Origin of the sequence: Rhodococcus sp. 21391, assembly GCF_016772255.1 — a bacterium.
In the GTDB taxonomy this organism is placed as follows: domain Bacteria; phylum Actinomycetota; class Actinomycetes; order Mycobacteriales; family Mycobacteriaceae; genus Rhodococcus_F; species Rhodococcus_F opacus.
The window spans coordinates 2,667,614-2,682,104 of record NZ_CP063781.1 but is presented as its reverse complement, the minus strand read 5'-3'; the positions used below and the strand labels follow the sequence as shown (position 1 = coordinate 2,682,104).

The following is a 14,491-nucleotide window of genomic DNA, read 5'->3' as shown; positions in this document are numbered from 1 at the left end:
TGAACCAGTTCCGACCGCCCCAGTCGGGCGACCCCACCGATTCCCGGGCACAAAACATTGCCCTGAACTGCGGCGATAGCGCACCCGACTCGCGACCACGCCGCTGTCGTCTTTGCGCTATGAGTGTCCGCATCCGACATTGAATCCATGCCCACATACCGAAATCATCCGAAGCCCCGGCGCACCGGTCGTCGCGGTGCCATCACTCTCGCGCTGGCGCTGCCCCTGCTGCTCGGGGCGTGCACGGCCACCGCGGAACAAGCCCAGCCCACCACGTCGGTGGTTGCGGCACCGGATCGGCGGCCCCTCGACGCGACGATCGACGCCCTGGAGGCGCAGCACTCCACGCGGATCGGAGTGACGGCAGTCAATCCCGCGACCGGCGAGGTCTACAGCCACCGGGGCGACGAACGGTTCGCGATGTGCTCGACGTTCAAGGCCTACGCGTCCGCCGCGGTCCTGCGAAAGACCGAGGACGGGTCCACGTCACTCGACAAGACCGTCGTGATCGAACCCGGCGACCTCGTCGAGAACTCGCCGGTCACCGCCGCTGCGGCCGGCACCCCGATGACCTTGGCGCAGATCGCCGAAGCAGCGCTGACGCAGAGCGACAACACTGCCGGGAACTACCTGCTCCGGGAGATCGGCGGTCCGCAGGCGGTCACCGACCTCGCCCGAGACGTCGGAGACGGGAGCACACGGCTGGACCGGTGGGAGACCGAACTCAACACCGCATTCCGCGACGACCCCCGGGACACGACGACACCGAACGGCCTCGCGCAGGGTTTCCGTGCGCTGCTCCTGGGAGACGCCCTCGACACGGCCAGCCGTGACCAGCTCCTCGAGTGGATGCGGGCGAGCAAGACGTCGGACAAGAGAATGCGCGCCGGGCTGCCGACCGGATGGACTGCCACCGACAAGACCGGTGGCGGCGGCTTCGGCACCGCCAACGATGCCGGTGTCGCGTGGAGTCCGGACGGCGCCCCCATCGTCCTCGCCATCCTCACCGACAGCCTCACGAATCAGGAAGACGCGCAGGGAAACAACCAGGCGATCGCCGACACCACCGCGGCCGTCATCAAGGGCTTGACTGCACCTTGAGCCATCTGAGCAAGGGCAGGAACGAACGGGCGACGGCAGTCTCGCGTACCCGCACCGCATCTTGCTCTCGACTGTGCAGGTGACGCACTAGCTGGTGCGTCGACGGACGGAGCCAGCTGTCGCTAGCTCACGACGTCGTGACCGCGCATCGCGCGGCGCAGAGGCCTTCCCGTCGTGGCGACGCGCCGCCCGGCCACCGTCAACATCGGGCGCGGAATTCCGATGCCCATCACCGGCACGCCCGTCACATACCCTTCCCGGTAAAGATAATTCGACGCATCGGCCACCTCGTCCCGAGTCAGGGGCGAGGGCGCCCAGCCGACCGTCTCACCGATGGCATCCGCGTCCAGAATCGGACTTCGGTACCCTTCCGTCGCCTTCGCGAGAAGCCAACGCAGAACAGCGTCACGAACCGCCCATTGACGATCGGTAGCTGCATTCACATTTCAGTCCTCCGGTAGATGCCGTTGATGCTTGCATGCACCATAGCCACCGCACAGAAATAAGCAAGTTCGTGAGCGTTACTGCGGTTCTTGGGATCTCACGGATGATCGCTTCCGACACGGCACCCCGTTCGAGCCGGATGCCGAAGTGGACTTATCCACTTTCCTGGGTATGGTCAGGATCAGTTCGTGGTGGCCACTCGAAGATGGAGCGACAATGGCTGACAAATCCGCCGTCAAGAGCTCGAAACAGTCCGCACGCGCACTCAGGGAGCGCCGGGCGGAGAAGCGGGCGAAGTCCCAGGAGTCGACGAAGATCATCCGAAAGAGGAAGGGCTGAAGCAGCATTGAATATTCACGACGTGCTCAGCTGGCGATGAAGAGCACCACCGTCCCAATAGTCGGTGCTGGTAATGATGCGGTTGCCTTTCACTTCCAGCATCTGCACTCCGGCCAGGTGCACACTCTGCCCTTTCGGCTCGTACGGGCCCAGGCGGCCATTCAAGTGACCGGACAGTGCGTAGGTCACCACCGCACGGTTGCCACCGATGAGCGTGTCATCGAGGCTCCATTGCGCGTCGGGAAATGCTGCGAAGAGCCCGGCGAGGCCGGCGGCGATCTTCTCCGGTGTGCGATGGTCCGCGCCGGCTGCGATATCGCGGTGCCGACATAGCGGAGCGTAGAGCTTCGCGACGTCCGCGGGGCGGTGGTTGTTGTATGCCGTGTACAGATCGGTCACGATCTGGGTGAGTGAGTTCATGATCAGTGTCTCCCTTACTTGGCAGCCTTCGACGTGGGGGAAGACTTTGCCGTCACAGTGATTGGGGAAGCTCTCCGTTCCACGCATCGCGGAGGAGAGAGCGAATCGGTCGCAGATCCAGCGGCCGAGGACTGACAAGATTCTCGGCCACGGCCGCTTCCGCGACTGCATCGATCTGGTCCCGCGTGATGCCGATGGCTCGGAGCCCTGTCGGTGTGCCGACCGACCGGGCCAGCGACCAGACGTTGTCGGCGAGTGTCGTCGGGTCACATTTCATCACCTCGGCCACACGGGCGATGGTGTCGGGGATCGCAGGTTCCAGGTACCGGATGACGTAGGGCAGGACGATCGCGTGGGTTTCGGCGTGGGGGGCGTCGCACATTCCTCCGAAGAGATGACACAGCGCGTGATGCACACTGGTACCTACCGTGCCCAGCGCGATGCCGGCCAGGCAGGCGGCGAGGAGAACCTCTCCACGGGCTGCAAGGTCGGTTGTGGTGTACGCCCGGCGCAGGAAGCTCTGGAGTCGGCCGGCACCATCGAGAGCCAGTGCGTCAGTGATCGGGTCATGGTTCGTCGCCCAAAGGGCTTCGGCGCAGTGGGCCAAGGCGTTCATCCCGCTGGGGCCGACGATCGAGGCGGGCAGCGCGGTCAAGAGCCGCGGGTCGTAGACGACGATCTTCGGCAGGGCCGCAGGATCGCGGGCGGTCTTCTTGACCGTTCCGCTGGTGAGCCCGTAGATGGGCGTCATCTCGCTGCCGGCGTACGTGGTGGGGACCGCGACCAGGGGGAGGCCGGTACTCACTGCGACCGCTTTGCCGAGTCCGACGGTGCTGCCGCCGCCGATGGCGATGATCACGTCTGTGTCGGCGGTGCTGGCGGCGACTGTGGCGCGTTCGGCCAGATCGCGGGGTACATGCTGTCGAACTTCGTTCCACTCCAGTGCCATTCGATGGCCTAACGCGGACCGTCCGGGGACCGCAAGTTTCGGCTGGCGGGCCGAGACGATGAGCATCGCTCTGCGCAGGCTTCCGCCGTCCAGTTCCGGTGCCAGCTGGGCCAGTGCCCCGTCGCCGAAGACTATTCGACCGGGCAATGTTGTTCGAGTGAAAGCTATGGGGCTCGGCATGTCGCTCTCCGAAATATCCCAGGACACTGAAGGTTCCGCCCTATTCATCGATGAACTCCACTCGTAGCGTGGCACCCACCACTGCCGTCCGGTCGGCGTCGTGAACTGACGCCGACGCCCGCCCGTTGCGGGTTCGAGAATATTCACTCATTCCAGGTCGTCCGGTCCAACGGATGTCACAGATGCAATACATCGCTGGTGCCGATAGTGTGGACCAGATGAAGGATCTCCGTAGTGTCGACCTCAACCTGCTCGTTGATCTCGATGCCCTGCTGAGCATGCGAAGTGTCACCGAGGCTGCACGACGGTTGAATTTGAGCCAATCTGCGATGAGTGGCTCGTTGTCGCGGCTGCGACGATTGTTCGACGATCCGCTCATGGTCCGCAACGGCCGAGTCCTCGTCCTCACCCCCCGCGCGGAGGCCCTGATCCCGCCGGTGAAGGAGATCCTGCACCAGATCGACGGCGTCTTCGCACAGAGCGACGACTTCGATCCACGCACAACGACCAGATCATTCTCGATCAGCGCATCGGACTATGCGACGGCGGTCGTTCTGGCGCCCCTGCTCCGCGGACTCGCCGACGACGCCCCGAATGTCACGGTGAACGTACTGCCCCGCTCCCCCGACGTTCCTGCTGTTCTTCGCCTCGATTCCGCCGACCTTGTCATCGAACCCCGAGAGATGATGGGCGACTCGCCACTGCCCGGCGTCTCACTGTTTTCCGACCGCTGGGTATGCATGCTCGACGGCAGCATGCACGAACCGGCAGTGTTGGCTCGACTCGAGCGCGACCATTATCTACAGCTGCCCCATCTCGTGTATTCCATCGGCCAGGACAGGCAGTTGAACTACGCCGATCGCCATCTGGCCTCACTCGGGGTGCGAAGGCGAATAGAGCTCACGGTCGAAAGCTTTCTCATGGCGCCCCTCCTCATCCGCGGCACATCACTCGTCAGCTTGGTCCTCGAACGGGCCGCTTCCATGCTGCCGCTCGACGGCCTACGCCTCGTCGATCCGCCAATTCCGGTGCCGGGCATTACCGACGCGATGTACTGGAATCCGCGCCACAGCGAAGATCCGGGTCATCGGTGGCTTCGACAGCGCCTCGCCGACACCGCAGCCCGCCTCACCCCGACCGGAGACGTGTCGTAACGGGCGCGAGCGTTGAGCCCGTCTCGACAATTGCGGCACGGTCCTGCACCCCGACATATCGGCGCGGCCGATATTACCCATCTGCCACATCTGTTGGACTGAATCCGGATGGGGTTCTAGCGTTCTTCGTGTCAGGTAGATCACAGCCTTCCGCTCACACGGCGCAGGCCGCTCCACTCCGCCGACCGTGGCCGGGCGCTTGAACGGCCGGATCTAACCAGACAACACTAAATCCGGACAAGCCGACCCGAGGCCGAATGTTGGAGGATCCGATGAAACAGAATGTCCTGCAGCCCTTGGACAAAGCCGAATTCCGCAACGTTGTCGGACACTTCGCAAGTGGTGTCACGATCGTGACGGCTGCGCACGACGGCGTCCCCTACGGCGCAACGATCAGCGCGGTGACATCGCTGTGCGACACACCCCCCATGGTCCTGGTCTGCCTGAATCAGAAACTGGGGACGCACGCTGCAATCCGCAAGGCCCGCCATTTCACGATCAACATCCTCGGTGAGGATCAAGCGTCCCTGGCTCACACGTTTGCAACGCCTGGGGCGGACAAGTTCGCCGATGTAGCCGTGCACCACCGCCAGCACGGTCCCCGCCTGGCGGAAGCGTTGGCATACCTCACGTGCCGCGTCGTCGACGATCTCGAAGGCGGCACGCACCGCATTTTCGTCGCCGAGGTCGTGGAGGCCCAGGCGGGGACCGGCAATCCACTGTCGTACTACCGAGGCCGCTTCGGCCACTTCGTTCCCTACAGGAATGCGATGTGGCGAACCACGCAGGCCGACAACGCAGTTTCCCCCCACTGAGAGAGAAAGGTTCCTCCATGAGGACAGGACAGCAGTATCTCGAGTCGCTTCGAGACGGACGCCAGGTATATGTCGGTGGCGAACTGATCGACGACGTCACCACCCATCCCAAGACGAGTGGTTACGCGAAAGCGATTGCGGAGTACTACGATCTGCATCTCGACCCGGAGCATCAGGATGTTCTGACCTTCGTCGACGACGACGGTGTCCGGAAGTCGATGCACTGGTTCCTACCCCGATCGAAGGCCGATGCCGCGCGCCGCCGCGCCTACCACGAATTCTGGTTCCGGCACTTCCAGGGAGGTATCTTCACTCGGCCGCCTGCGGGAATGCATGTCGTGATGTACGCCCAGATCGACGATCCGGAGCCGTGGGGGGACAACGCAGTCGTCGCCGGCGGACGCACTATCTCCTTTGCGGACAATATCCGGTCTCAGTGGCAGCGGGTGACCACCGACGACGTCGCCCTGTCCCCCATGTTCGTCGACGTGCAGTTCGACCGCGGACGCGACGACGCGCTCGTCGAAACCCCGATGCTCAGCATCGTGGAACAGAACGACCAGGGAATCGTCGTCCGCGGCTGGAAAGCGATGGGAACATCTCTTCCCTTCGTCAACGAATTGCTCGTCGGCAACCTGTGGCGACCGGGGCAGACCTCGGATCAGACCGTGTACGCAATTGTTCCGGTCAACACCCCTGGGCTCTCACTGGTGTGTCGCCAATCGAACGCCACCCCGGATGCCGACCCCTACGACCATCCACTGTCGACCATCGGTGACGAACTCGACGGAATGGCGTACTTCGACGACGTCTTCATCCCGTGGGAGAACGTTCAGCACATCGGCAATCCCGATCACGCGAAGTGGTACCCGCAGCGCCAGTTCGACTGGGTCCACATCGAGACCCAGATTCGGCACGCGGTCCACGCCGAACTGATCGTCGGTCTCGCCCTCCTGCTGACCAACGCGCTCGGGACGAACAACAACCCGATCGTGCAGTCGCAGCTTGCCGATCTCGTCCGTTTTCGCGAAACCTGCAAGGCATTCGCCATTGCCGCCGAGGAGACCGGATTCACGACAGCGGGCGGGTTGTTCAAGCCCAACAACATCTACGTCGACCTCGGACGCGCCCACTACCTCGAGAACATCCACAACGCCGTCAACCAGCTGATCGAATTCTGCGGTCGCGGCGTGGTGATGTCACCGACGAAGGCCGACTTCGACCATCCGTTCCTCGGCCCCAAGCTGGAAGAGGCGTTGCGCGGCACATCGATCAGTGCGCGCGACCGCGTATCCATCTTCCGGCAGATCAGCGAACGCTATCTCACCCAGTGGGGTGCCCGCCACGAAATGTTCGAGAAGTTCAACGGCACGCCGCTCTACCTCGTGAGGTTGCTGACGATGCAGCGCACCGAGTACCAGGTCGACGGCCCGTTGACCGACCTTGCGCGACAGGTTCTCGGCTTCGGCGACACCGAGGCGCTCGCCGCGCGCGCGGCCGAGGTGGAGAAGAACTCCAACTGGGCGTCCGTTGCGTACCAACCCGAGTACGCGCGGGAGCAGGATGTCCGAGACGGCTATTACAAGGAGACCGAGAAGGTCTGATCAGCGCTGTCGGGCCGGGCATGTTCCCGGCCCGACAGTCCCAGCTCTGGGCCCTGCACATTCGGATGCGCCCAGGTTTTGTGAGAGGACTACCGATGCACACCACCGATACCGAAACGTTCGAAGAGCAGTTCGCGATCGAGCAGCGGCTCGTCGACAGTGTTGTCGCGTCATTCGACTCCACGACCGACCCGCGGCTGAAGGAGTTGATGCAATCTTTGACCCGGCATCTGCATGCGTTTATCCGTGAAGTGCGCCTCAGCGAGGACGAGTGGAGCAACGCCATCGCGTTCCTCACCGCCGTCGGCAACATCACCGATGACCGGCGCCAGGAGTTCATCCTGCTCTCCGACGTCCTCGGTGTCTCCATGCAGACCATCGCCGTCAGCAACCCGGCCTACGAAGATGCCACCGAGTCCACCGTCTTCGGACCGTTCTTCGTCGAGGATGCGCCCGAAGTTACCCTTGGCGGCGACATTGCCGGTGGCGCGACCGGGCAACCCTGCTGGATCGAAGGAACAGTCACCGACACCGCAGGCAACCCCGTTCCCGAAGCCCGCATCGAGGTGTGGCAGAACGACGAAGACGGGTTCTACGACGTTCAATACTCCGACGGTCGGGTCTCGGGGAGGGCGCACCTGTTCTCGGACGCACACGGACGCTACCGGTTCTGGGGGATGACACCTGTTCCGTACCCCATCCCGAGCGATGGTCCGGTCGGAAAGATGCTGGCCGCTACCAACCGATCACCGATGAGGGTCGCGCACCTTCACTTCATGGTCACCGCGGATGGCCTGCGGACCCTCGTCACGCACATCTTCGTCGCGGGCGATCCGCAACTCGAACGCGGGGACAGCGTGTTCGGCGTGAAGGACTCGCTGATCAAGGACTTCGTGGAGCAACCCCCAGGGACACCCACCCCCGATGGGCGCCACATCGGCGACCGGAACTGGGCTCGATGCGAGTTTGACATAGTCCTTGCACCAGAACAGATTTGATTCACGCTGCTCTGGCTCCATACCTACATCCGAAGGACGACGAGGCCGGCCCGGCCCGTCCGGCACACAGAACGTACACAACCCTTGACTCGGACACCTGTAATCCGAGTAAACTAGGACACTATAAATCCAAGTTAGGAGACGGGCATGAAGATCGTCATTTTCGGAACCGGACTCATCGGGAGTCAGGTCGCATCGACGCTGAGCAAGTCCGGGCACGACGTCGCGGCCCTCGGTCGCGGCGACGGTATCGACACCACCACCGGCAAGGGAGTCGCGGAGGCTGTGGAGGGCGCTGACGTCGTCGTGGACCTCACCAACTCGCCGTCGTGGGAAGACGACGACGTCCTGGCCTTTTTCCGCGAATCGACGAAGCACATGCTCGCCGCCGAAGAGGCGGCAGGCGTGGGGCATCATGTCGTCCTGTCCATCGTCGGCGCCGATCGACTCCCCGACTCCGGATACATGCGTGCCAAAGTCGCCCAGGAGGATCTGGTCAAGTCCGGCCCCATCCCCTACTCGATCGTGCGATCGACGCAGTTCTTCGAGTTCATCGCCGGCATCGCCGCGGCAGGCACAGTCGGCGAGACGGTGCATGCGACCCCGGCACATCTTCAGCCGATTGCTTCGAAAGACGTCGTCACCCGGGTAGCAGAGGTCGCCGTCGGTGCCCCGCTGGGCGGCACAGTCGAAATTGCGGGACCTGAACCGCTCGGCATCGATGCACTCGTTCGACGGCTGTTCGCCTCGACCGGCGACCAGCGGACCGTGACGACCGATCCCGACGCCGGCTATTTCGGTGCCAAACTCGATGACGCTGCGATCACCCCGACACCCGGCGCCAATGCCTGGATCGCACCGACCACTCTGGACGAGTGGTTGCGCGAACACGCCTGAAACGATGACGCAGTACCACCCCGCACCACTGACACAGGGGCATGGATAGAGTCGTGGCCATGAAGCTTTCCGGTGGTGTGGAGTGGGCACTTCACTGCTGCGTGGTTCTCAGCCAGGCCGAAAGCCCGGTACCCACGGCCCGGCTGGCCGAACTGCACGGTGTCTCGAAGACATACCTCGCCAAGCACCTGCAGTCGCTTGCACGTGCCGGCCTCGTACACCCCACCGAGGGCCGCGACGGCGGATACGTCCTGACCCGCGCACCCGAGGCCATCACCGTCCTCGACGTCGTCCAGGCCGTCGACGGAACCGAGCCCGCCTTTCGATGCACCGAGATCCGCCGGCAAGGAGTGCTCGCCGCCCCTCCAGAGCAGTGCCGCTCTGCGTGCGGCATCGCGAAAGTCATGGCCGGTGCCGAACAGGCTTGGCGCGCATCACTATCGGGTGTGACGATCGCCGACCTCGGCGCGACGATAGACCTCGCCGGCCTCAAACACATCTTGGCGACGCCCACGACCTGAGGTCACCCGCGGCAGACGGAACGCGAGATTCCTGACTTCCCAACCGTGAACCGCCCTACGATCGATGGATGGAGACCGGAACCGACGAGACCAAGACCTGTTCGTTCTGCCGCGGTCCGATCGGATACGAAATCAAGGACGCCCATGCCGGCTTCGCGTCGCTCCCCCCGGGCAAGCGGTATCGCGTCTTCCACTGCATGAATCGATGCCCACGATCGGCGCCCGACGGCCTCGAATGCGGACACCGCCACGAGTACCTCTGACCCGTTCGTCAATGCCGTCCGGAAGATTCAACCCAGCGAGTTCATACGCCGCCTAGCCGCGTGAGAGTCCGGGCTGGGTCTGGATCTGTCCGGGGCCGCCCTTGAATCCGCCGGCCTTGCCCACGGTCCATTCACCGTCCGCACCGCAGACCAGGGCACCGTTGCGGTCACCGGGCTTGCCGTACGTCACTGTCTCGTTTCCGTTCGAGTCCGTGTTCACGATCGGACACTGCCCACCGGTGGGACCGTTCGGGCCGATCGGCTCGGCATGAGCGACGGACGCCGCCCCGAAGGCACTCAAGACGGGAAGGGCAGCGAAAGCGATGCCGGCAATGGTGCGGCGGGCGTTGATCATTCAGTTTCTCCAGAGGATGGTCGGATAGTGCTTCGTTGACAGGTACAACTCTGCCCACTCCGGCTCCCGAACTGAAGCAACCCTCGGGGGGCTTCGCGGCACCCCTGGGAGTGGAATCACCCCACCCTGATGGAAATCGATGGCGACGTACCGACTGGCGGGATCCGTTCAGAGCCGGTTCGGTCCCGACCCCTCTACGGCGAGTTGGTCTTCGGGATTGAGCAGATAGCACGCCTTCATCGACAGGCAACCACACCCGATGCATCCGGTGAGCTCGTGTTCGAGGCGCTCGATTCGCTTGCGCTGATCCTCGAGCTGCACCCGCCACAGCTTCGACACGCGCTGCCAGTCGCGGATCGACGGCATCCGGTCTGCCGGGAGCGTCTCGAACACCGTTCCCACGTCGGCCAGTGGGATCCCGAGCCGTTTGGCCACCACGATCAGCGAGATCCGCCGGAGCATGTGCCGTTCGTACCGGCGTTGATTCCCGGACGTCCGCGTCGACGCGATCAGTCCGAGCTGCTCGTAGTAGTGCAGCGCCGAGACAGCGACACCGGTCCGACGGGACACCTCCCCCACCGACAGCAGATCCTTCGGATCCAAAGACATCACACCAGCCCCTTGACCTCGAGTCCACTCGAGATTTTAGCGTGGAGTGCATGACAACGACCGCCCCGTCACCGGCCAGCTGGTCCGAACTGCTCGGACCCCGCTACCGCTCCACGTCCGCAGTCCTCGCCGGCGGCGTGGGACTGCACGCCGTCAACATCTTTCTGACGACGAGCCTGCTGCCCACCGCCATCGGCGAACTCGGTCGCGAATCGCTGTACGCGTGGAGCGCGACCGTCTTCATGGTGGCGTCCGTGATCTCGTCGATGACCGTCAGCCGGCTGCTCGCGCATCGCGGGGCGCTCGGTGCATATCTGTTCGCTCTGGCTCCGTTCTTCGTCGGCACGATGATCTGCGCCGTCAGCCCGTCAATGGAGGTGCTCCTCGTCGGACGAGCGGTCCAGGGGCTCGGTGGGGGCTTGCTCGCCGGGCTGAGTTACGCGGTACTGCGCGAGGCGCTACCGGAATATCTGTGGGCCCGCGCGACCGCGCTGGTCTCGGCGATGTGGGGCGTCGGAACTCTGGCGGGACCGGCGATCGGAGGACTGTTCGCGCAACTCGGCCAGTGGCGTCTCGCGTTCGTCGCGCTGGCAGTGGTTGCCGCCGCCATCGCCGTGATCGCTCCCCGCGCGTTGCCGCGCACCGAGCGTGTGCGTGGCGGAGAACCCGTGCCTGCCACGTCACTCGTACTGCTCACCCTCGCGACGATCGCGATCAGCGTGGCGGGCATCCTCGGCAACCGGACCCACATGCTGGCCCTGATCGCGGTCGGGGCCGCGTTCATCGTTCTCTTCCTGGCCTGGGAGCGGCGATCACCGCGCCGAGTGCTGCCGCGGTCGACGTACACCCGGGCGTCGTCGCTGAAGTGGATCTACCTCACCATCGCGGTGCTCGCGTCCGGCACCGTGTCGGAGGCCTTCACACCCCTGTTCGGTCAACGGCTCGCCGGACTGGTGCCGTTCGCCGCGGGCTTCCTCGGCGCCATGATGTCGGTGGGATGGTCGGTGACCATGATCTTCAGCTCCGACATCTCCCGCCCGCGTGCGCAGACGGCGGCGAAGATCGCCGGACCACTGGTTCTCGCCGCCGGCCTGGTCCTCACAGCGGCCCTCTGGCGTGACGACGCCGGGCTGGGAGTGGTGATTCTGTGGGCGGGCGCCCTGGCCGCCGCCGGTGCCGGGATCGGCCTCGCCTTCCCGCACCTGATGGTCGCCGCGATGCGGAGCACCGACGACGAGCAGGAGGGGGCCAAGGCCGCGGCGGGGCTCAACACGGTCGAATTGATCGCCATGGCCGTCGGGTCCGCGGTCGCCGGGGTGCTGGTCAACCTCGGTGCGCCCTCGGCCCTCGCCTCGGCACGAGTGCTCTTCCTCGGCCTCGGCGTCATCGCGGCAGCCGGCGTGTTCACCGCGTACCGCGCGACCCGGCAGGCCGAGCACGAGGACGCCCGACCGTCCTAGGCCCGAGACGCGAAGTGGTCTGCGCGACGGAGAATGTCGTGGGCGCGGGCGAGCTGTGGCAGATGCCCGCCGTGAGTGACGCGGCTTCCGTCCGCACCCAGACGCTCGATCGTCGTTTCCGCCCACGAGATGTCGTCCGCATCGGGTGCCAACGCGGTATTGATCACCGGCACCTGGTCGGACGCGAGGGTCAGTTTTCCGGTCATCCCCATTTCGCGGGCCAGTCGCGTGTCGTCCCGGACGACCTCGGCGTCGCGAGACAGCGTCGGCCCGTCGATCGGGGCTCCGATCCGGGCAGCCCGGCTGGCATTGACGAGCCGGGATCGGGCGTACGCCAACGCCATCGGAGTTCGCCCGGCACCCGTGTCGCGGCAGTAGTCGCCGATCCCGAACGCGAGTCGACAGACGGGAGCGGTGCGAGCAATGTCGTCGACTGCCACGATCGCGGCCGCGGACTCGACGAGAGCGACCACCGGAACACCCGAAATCTTTTCAGCGGTGTCCCGCACCTGTTCGGGTGCTTCCGTTTTCGACAGCATCAGCCCGCGCAGGCCGGGCAGGCCGCGGAGCGCGTCGAGGTCGCGCTGCCAGTGCGGGGTGGTCGCGTCGTTGATCCGCACCCAACCTGCATTTCGGGCGAGCCACTCAGCGGTGCAGGCCCGCCCCTCGTCTTTCGCCGCGAACGGCAAACCGTCCTCGAGGTCGATGATCAGCGAGTCGGCGCCAGACGCAGCCGCGAGGACCTCGCTCCCGACCGCAGGGACCAGAAGCCAACTCCGCGCCATTGCGACGTCGACCTCGCTGCGCTGGGCTGCCTCGACACTCATTCTGCTCTTCCCTCGGCCATACCGAGGAGTCTGCGCGCGACCGGGAGGCGACGCACTCGACGAAGCGGAGTGCGCCGACGGTGCCCGGTCACCGCTTCGTCAGGTGCGCCTCCGATCCCGGCAGTTCACCTCAGAAGTCGAAGCCCCAGGAGGCCGGGTTGAAGACGACGCGGTACCAGACATTGGTCGGTTCATCGAACGTGCACGGCACGATCACGACTCCCGACGTCTGCTCGAGCGCCGCAGCCTTCCCGCAGAAGTATTCCGCACCTTCACCGGACGTCTCGGCACGATAAACGGGGCCGATGTGCCAGGGTTCGGCACTCGCGGTTCCGGCACCCACGGTGGCTCCGAGAACGAGAGGTGCGGACAGTATCCCGACCAATGCTGCGGTACGCCGAGCGGACTTCTTCTGCACGAGATCTCCTTCGTAGGCGACGACACGACCGTTCTGTGTGGTTAGTTCGCACAAGAACCGTCGGACGTTACCGGGGAGCCGACGCCCGCTCCTCGAACACCTGAGCCGACCCGTTCTGCTCGGCAAGTTCACGGGCGCTGTTCAGCGCTTCCTGGGCCGCCGCCTTCACCGCCGCCTTCACCGCCGCGGAATCGTCGACGGTCGCAGGAGCTTCGACAACGTCCGGCGTCTCGACTGGGTCAGGAGTTTCGATGGCCGGTGCAGGCGCAGGCGTGGTGTGGGGTACCTCGACGGGCGCTGTGCCGCCTTTTTTCAGATACTGTCCGCACACGGGCCATGCGCCGGGGCCCTGGGTCTTCAGGACGTTCTCGGCGACGCGGATCTGCTCGGCCTGACTGGCTTCCGAGGCCATGCCCGTTCCACCGTTGGCTTTCCAGGTTTCCGGTGTGAACTGCAGTCCGCCGTAGAACCCGTTTCCGGTGTCGGTGGTCCAGTCACCGCCGCTTTCGCACTCGGCGACTTCCTCCCAGTCGTGCGGGGCGCCTCCAGCGGTTCCGGCGCCCAGCCCGAGCAGAACGGTGACTGCCGCGCCGATCAGGGCGATCCAGCCGAGGGTGTGCTTCTCCATGTTACGAGTGGTCATGCTGGCTCAATCCTCTCCGCGCGTGCGGACGCGGCGTGCCGGCGACGACGTCTCGGTTGTCGGCCGTCCCTTTCGGTGCCTCGTCCCGCGCCTCGAAGGTGTCGGGATTACGAACCCGCGTCGGCAGATCTGCAGCGGCGGGCCCCCGAACGTGGCCTCCTCCCGAAATTCACACGGCATGAACAAGGTACGGATGTTCGACTATTGAGAAACGCGAGTGAAAATTGTGCTGTTCTGAGGTTTCGATACCGTTTCGACGTCATGTCGTGACAATTCCGTGACGCGTCAGAAGGGCTAGTGAATACCGCAGCGGCTCATCCATTCCCGCTTTGGGGCGGGGTCTCGATTTCGACACGGCGTCCGCGCGGCGCACCCGCCGCGGCCCGTAGTCGTGGCAGCACCCTGTCCGGACGGCCCATCCAGAGGAGATGAACAGCCCTCGCACGCAAGGAATCTCGGGATCAGCAACCGAGACGGCGGCACATCAGGGAAGC

At 64.8% G+C, this 14,491-nt stretch carries 18 protein-coding genes; 10 read left to right on the top strand and 8 right to left on the bottom strand.

Features of this window, described 5'->3' with window-relative positions; genetic code table 11:
• The first annotated feature begins 147 nt into the window (after positions 1-147).
• A complete protein-coding gene (gene bla / locus GO592_RS12645; protein WP_007295630.1) occupies positions 148-1,101 on the top strand; it encodes a class A beta-lactamase in 954 nt (317 codons plus the stop codon).
• Positions 1,102-1,223: 122 nt separating this feature from the next.
• Here bla and GO592_RS12640 read toward each other — a convergent pair whose 3' ends face one another.
• Entirely contained in the window at positions 1,224-1,544 is a 321-nt protein-coding gene (locus GO592_RS12640; protein WP_007295631.1) for a hypothetical protein, read from the bottom strand.
• 217 nt (positions 1,545-1,761) lie between these two features.
• On the opposite strand from GO592_RS12640, the gene GO592_RS45850 reads away from it, so the two are divergent.
• The gene (locus GO592_RS45850; protein ID WP_007295632.1) at positions 1,762-1,884 is read left to right on the top strand and encodes a hypothetical protein; all 123 of its coding nucleotides are present in this window, start codon (positions 1,762-1,764) and stop codon (positions 1,882-1,884) included.
• Positions 1,885-1,899: 15 nt separating this feature from the next.
• Here GO592_RS45850 and GO592_RS12635 read toward each other — a convergent pair whose 3' ends face one another.
• Together GO592_RS12635 and GO592_RS12630 are read right to left on the bottom strand one after the other, a co-directional pair.
• Entirely contained in the window at positions 1,900-2,283 is a 384-nt protein-coding gene (locus GO592_RS12635; protein ID WP_237720329.1) for an ester cyclase, read from the bottom strand.
• Positions 2,284-2,356: 73 nt separating this feature from the next.
• Positions 2,357-3,400, bottom strand: a complete 1,044-nt coding sequence (locus GO592_RS12630) for a maleylacetate reductase (RefSeq protein WP_050998562.1) — start codon at positions 3,398-3,400, stop codon at positions 2,357-2,359.
• 251 nt (positions 3,401-3,651) lie between these two features.
• Between GO592_RS12630 and GO592_RS12625 the strand changes: the two genes are divergently transcribed.
• The 7 genes from GO592_RS12625 to GO592_RS12595 all read left to right on the top strand — a co-directional run bounded on the left by GO592_RS12625 (position 3,652) and on the right by GO592_RS12595 (position 9,685).
• On the top strand, positions 3,652-4,587 hold the full coding sequence (locus tag GO592_RS12625) for a LysR family transcriptional regulator (protein ID WP_039950300.1): 936 nt from the start codon (positions 3,652-3,654) through the stop codon (positions 4,585-4,587).
• Between the two features lie 257 nt (positions 4,588-4,844).
• The gene (gene npcB, locus GO592_RS12620; RefSeq protein WP_063709723.1) at positions 4,845-5,402 is read left to right on the top strand and encodes a 4-nitrophenol 4-monooxygenase/4-nitrocatechol 2-monooxygenaser reductase component; all 558 of its coding nucleotides are present in this window, start codon (positions 4,845-4,847) and stop codon (positions 5,400-5,402) included.
• A 17-nt stretch (positions 5,403-5,419) separates the two neighbouring features.
• Positions 5,420-7,006 carry a 4-nitrophenol 4-monooxygenase/4-nitrocatechol 2-monooxygenase oxygenase component gene (npcA, locus tag GO592_RS12615; protein ID WP_007295637.1) on the top strand — a complete coding sequence of 529 codons (1,587 nt, stop codon included), beginning with the start codon at positions 5,420-5,422 and terminating at the stop codon, positions 7,004-7,006.
• A gap of 95 nt (positions 7,007-7,101) precedes the next feature.
• The gene (gene npcC, locus GO592_RS12610) at positions 7,102-8,004 is read left to right on the top strand and encodes a hydroxyquinol 1,2-dioxygenase (RefSeq protein WP_007295638.1); all 903 of its coding nucleotides are present in this window, start codon (positions 7,102-7,104) and stop codon (positions 8,002-8,004) included.
• A gap of 147 nt (positions 8,005-8,151) precedes the next feature.
• On the top strand, positions 8,152-8,901 hold the full coding sequence (locus tag GO592_RS12605; RefSeq protein WP_007295639.1) for an SDR family oxidoreductase: 750 nt from the start codon (positions 8,152-8,154) through the stop codon (positions 8,899-8,901).
• A 59-nt stretch (positions 8,902-8,960) separates the two neighbouring features.
• The gene (locus GO592_RS12600) at positions 8,961-9,422 is read left to right on the top strand and encodes an RrF2 family transcriptional regulator (protein WP_039950286.1); all 462 of its coding nucleotides are present in this window, start codon (positions 8,961-8,963) and stop codon (positions 9,420-9,422) included.
• Positions 9,423-9,490: 68 nt separating this feature from the next.
• The gene (locus GO592_RS12595; RefSeq protein ID WP_005246414.1) at positions 9,491-9,685 is read left to right on the top strand and encodes a hypothetical protein; all 195 of its coding nucleotides are present in this window, start codon (positions 9,491-9,493) and stop codon (positions 9,683-9,685) included.
• 52 nt (positions 9,686-9,737) lie between these two features.
• Here GO592_RS12595 and GO592_RS12590 read toward each other — a convergent pair whose 3' ends face one another.
• Positions 9,738-10,040 carry a hypothetical protein gene (locus tag GO592_RS12590; RefSeq protein WP_007295641.1) on the bottom strand — a complete coding sequence of 101 codons (303 nt, stop codon included), beginning with the start codon at positions 10,038-10,040 and terminating at the stop codon, positions 9,738-9,740.
• 168 nt (positions 10,041-10,208) lie between these two features.
• Positions 10,209-10,649 (bottom strand): redox-sensitive transcriptional activator SoxR, encoded by a 441-nt coding sequence (soxR, locus tag GO592_RS12585; protein WP_005565550.1) that lies wholly within the window; start codon positions 10,647-10,649, stop codon positions 10,209-10,211.
• A 50-nt stretch (positions 10,650-10,699) separates the two neighbouring features.
• Between soxR and GO592_RS12580 the strand changes: the two genes are divergently transcribed.
• Positions 10,700-12,109, top strand: coding sequence for an MFS transporter (locus GO592_RS12580; protein WP_007295643.1), 1,410 nt, complete (start codon positions 10,700-10,702; stop codon positions 12,107-12,109).
• On the opposite strand, the gene GO592_RS12575 is transcribed toward GO592_RS12580, so the two are convergent.
• The 3 genes from GO592_RS12575 to GO592_RS12565 all read right to left on the bottom strand — a co-directional run bounded on the left by GO592_RS12575 (position 12,106) and on the right by GO592_RS12565 (position 13,997).
• Positions 12,106-12,936: an HpcH/HpaI aldolase/citrate lyase family protein gene (locus GO592_RS12575; RefSeq protein ID WP_007295644.1), complete on the bottom strand. Its 831-nt coding sequence runs from the start codon at positions 12,934-12,936 to the stop codon at positions 12,106-12,108. The genes GO592_RS12580 and GO592_RS12575 overlap by 4 nt on opposite strands.
• A gap of 130 nt (positions 12,937-13,066) precedes the next feature.
• Positions 13,067-13,354, bottom strand: a complete 288-nt coding sequence (locus GO592_RS12570; RefSeq protein WP_007295645.1) for a hypothetical protein — start codon at positions 13,352-13,354, stop codon at positions 13,067-13,069.
• A 67-nt stretch (positions 13,355-13,421) separates the two neighbouring features.
• Positions 13,422-13,997: a transglycosylase family protein gene (locus GO592_RS12565; RefSeq protein ID WP_007295646.1), complete on the bottom strand. Its 576-nt coding sequence runs from the start codon at positions 13,995-13,997 to the stop codon at positions 13,422-13,424.
• Positions 13,998-14,491 lie beyond the last annotated feature (494 nt).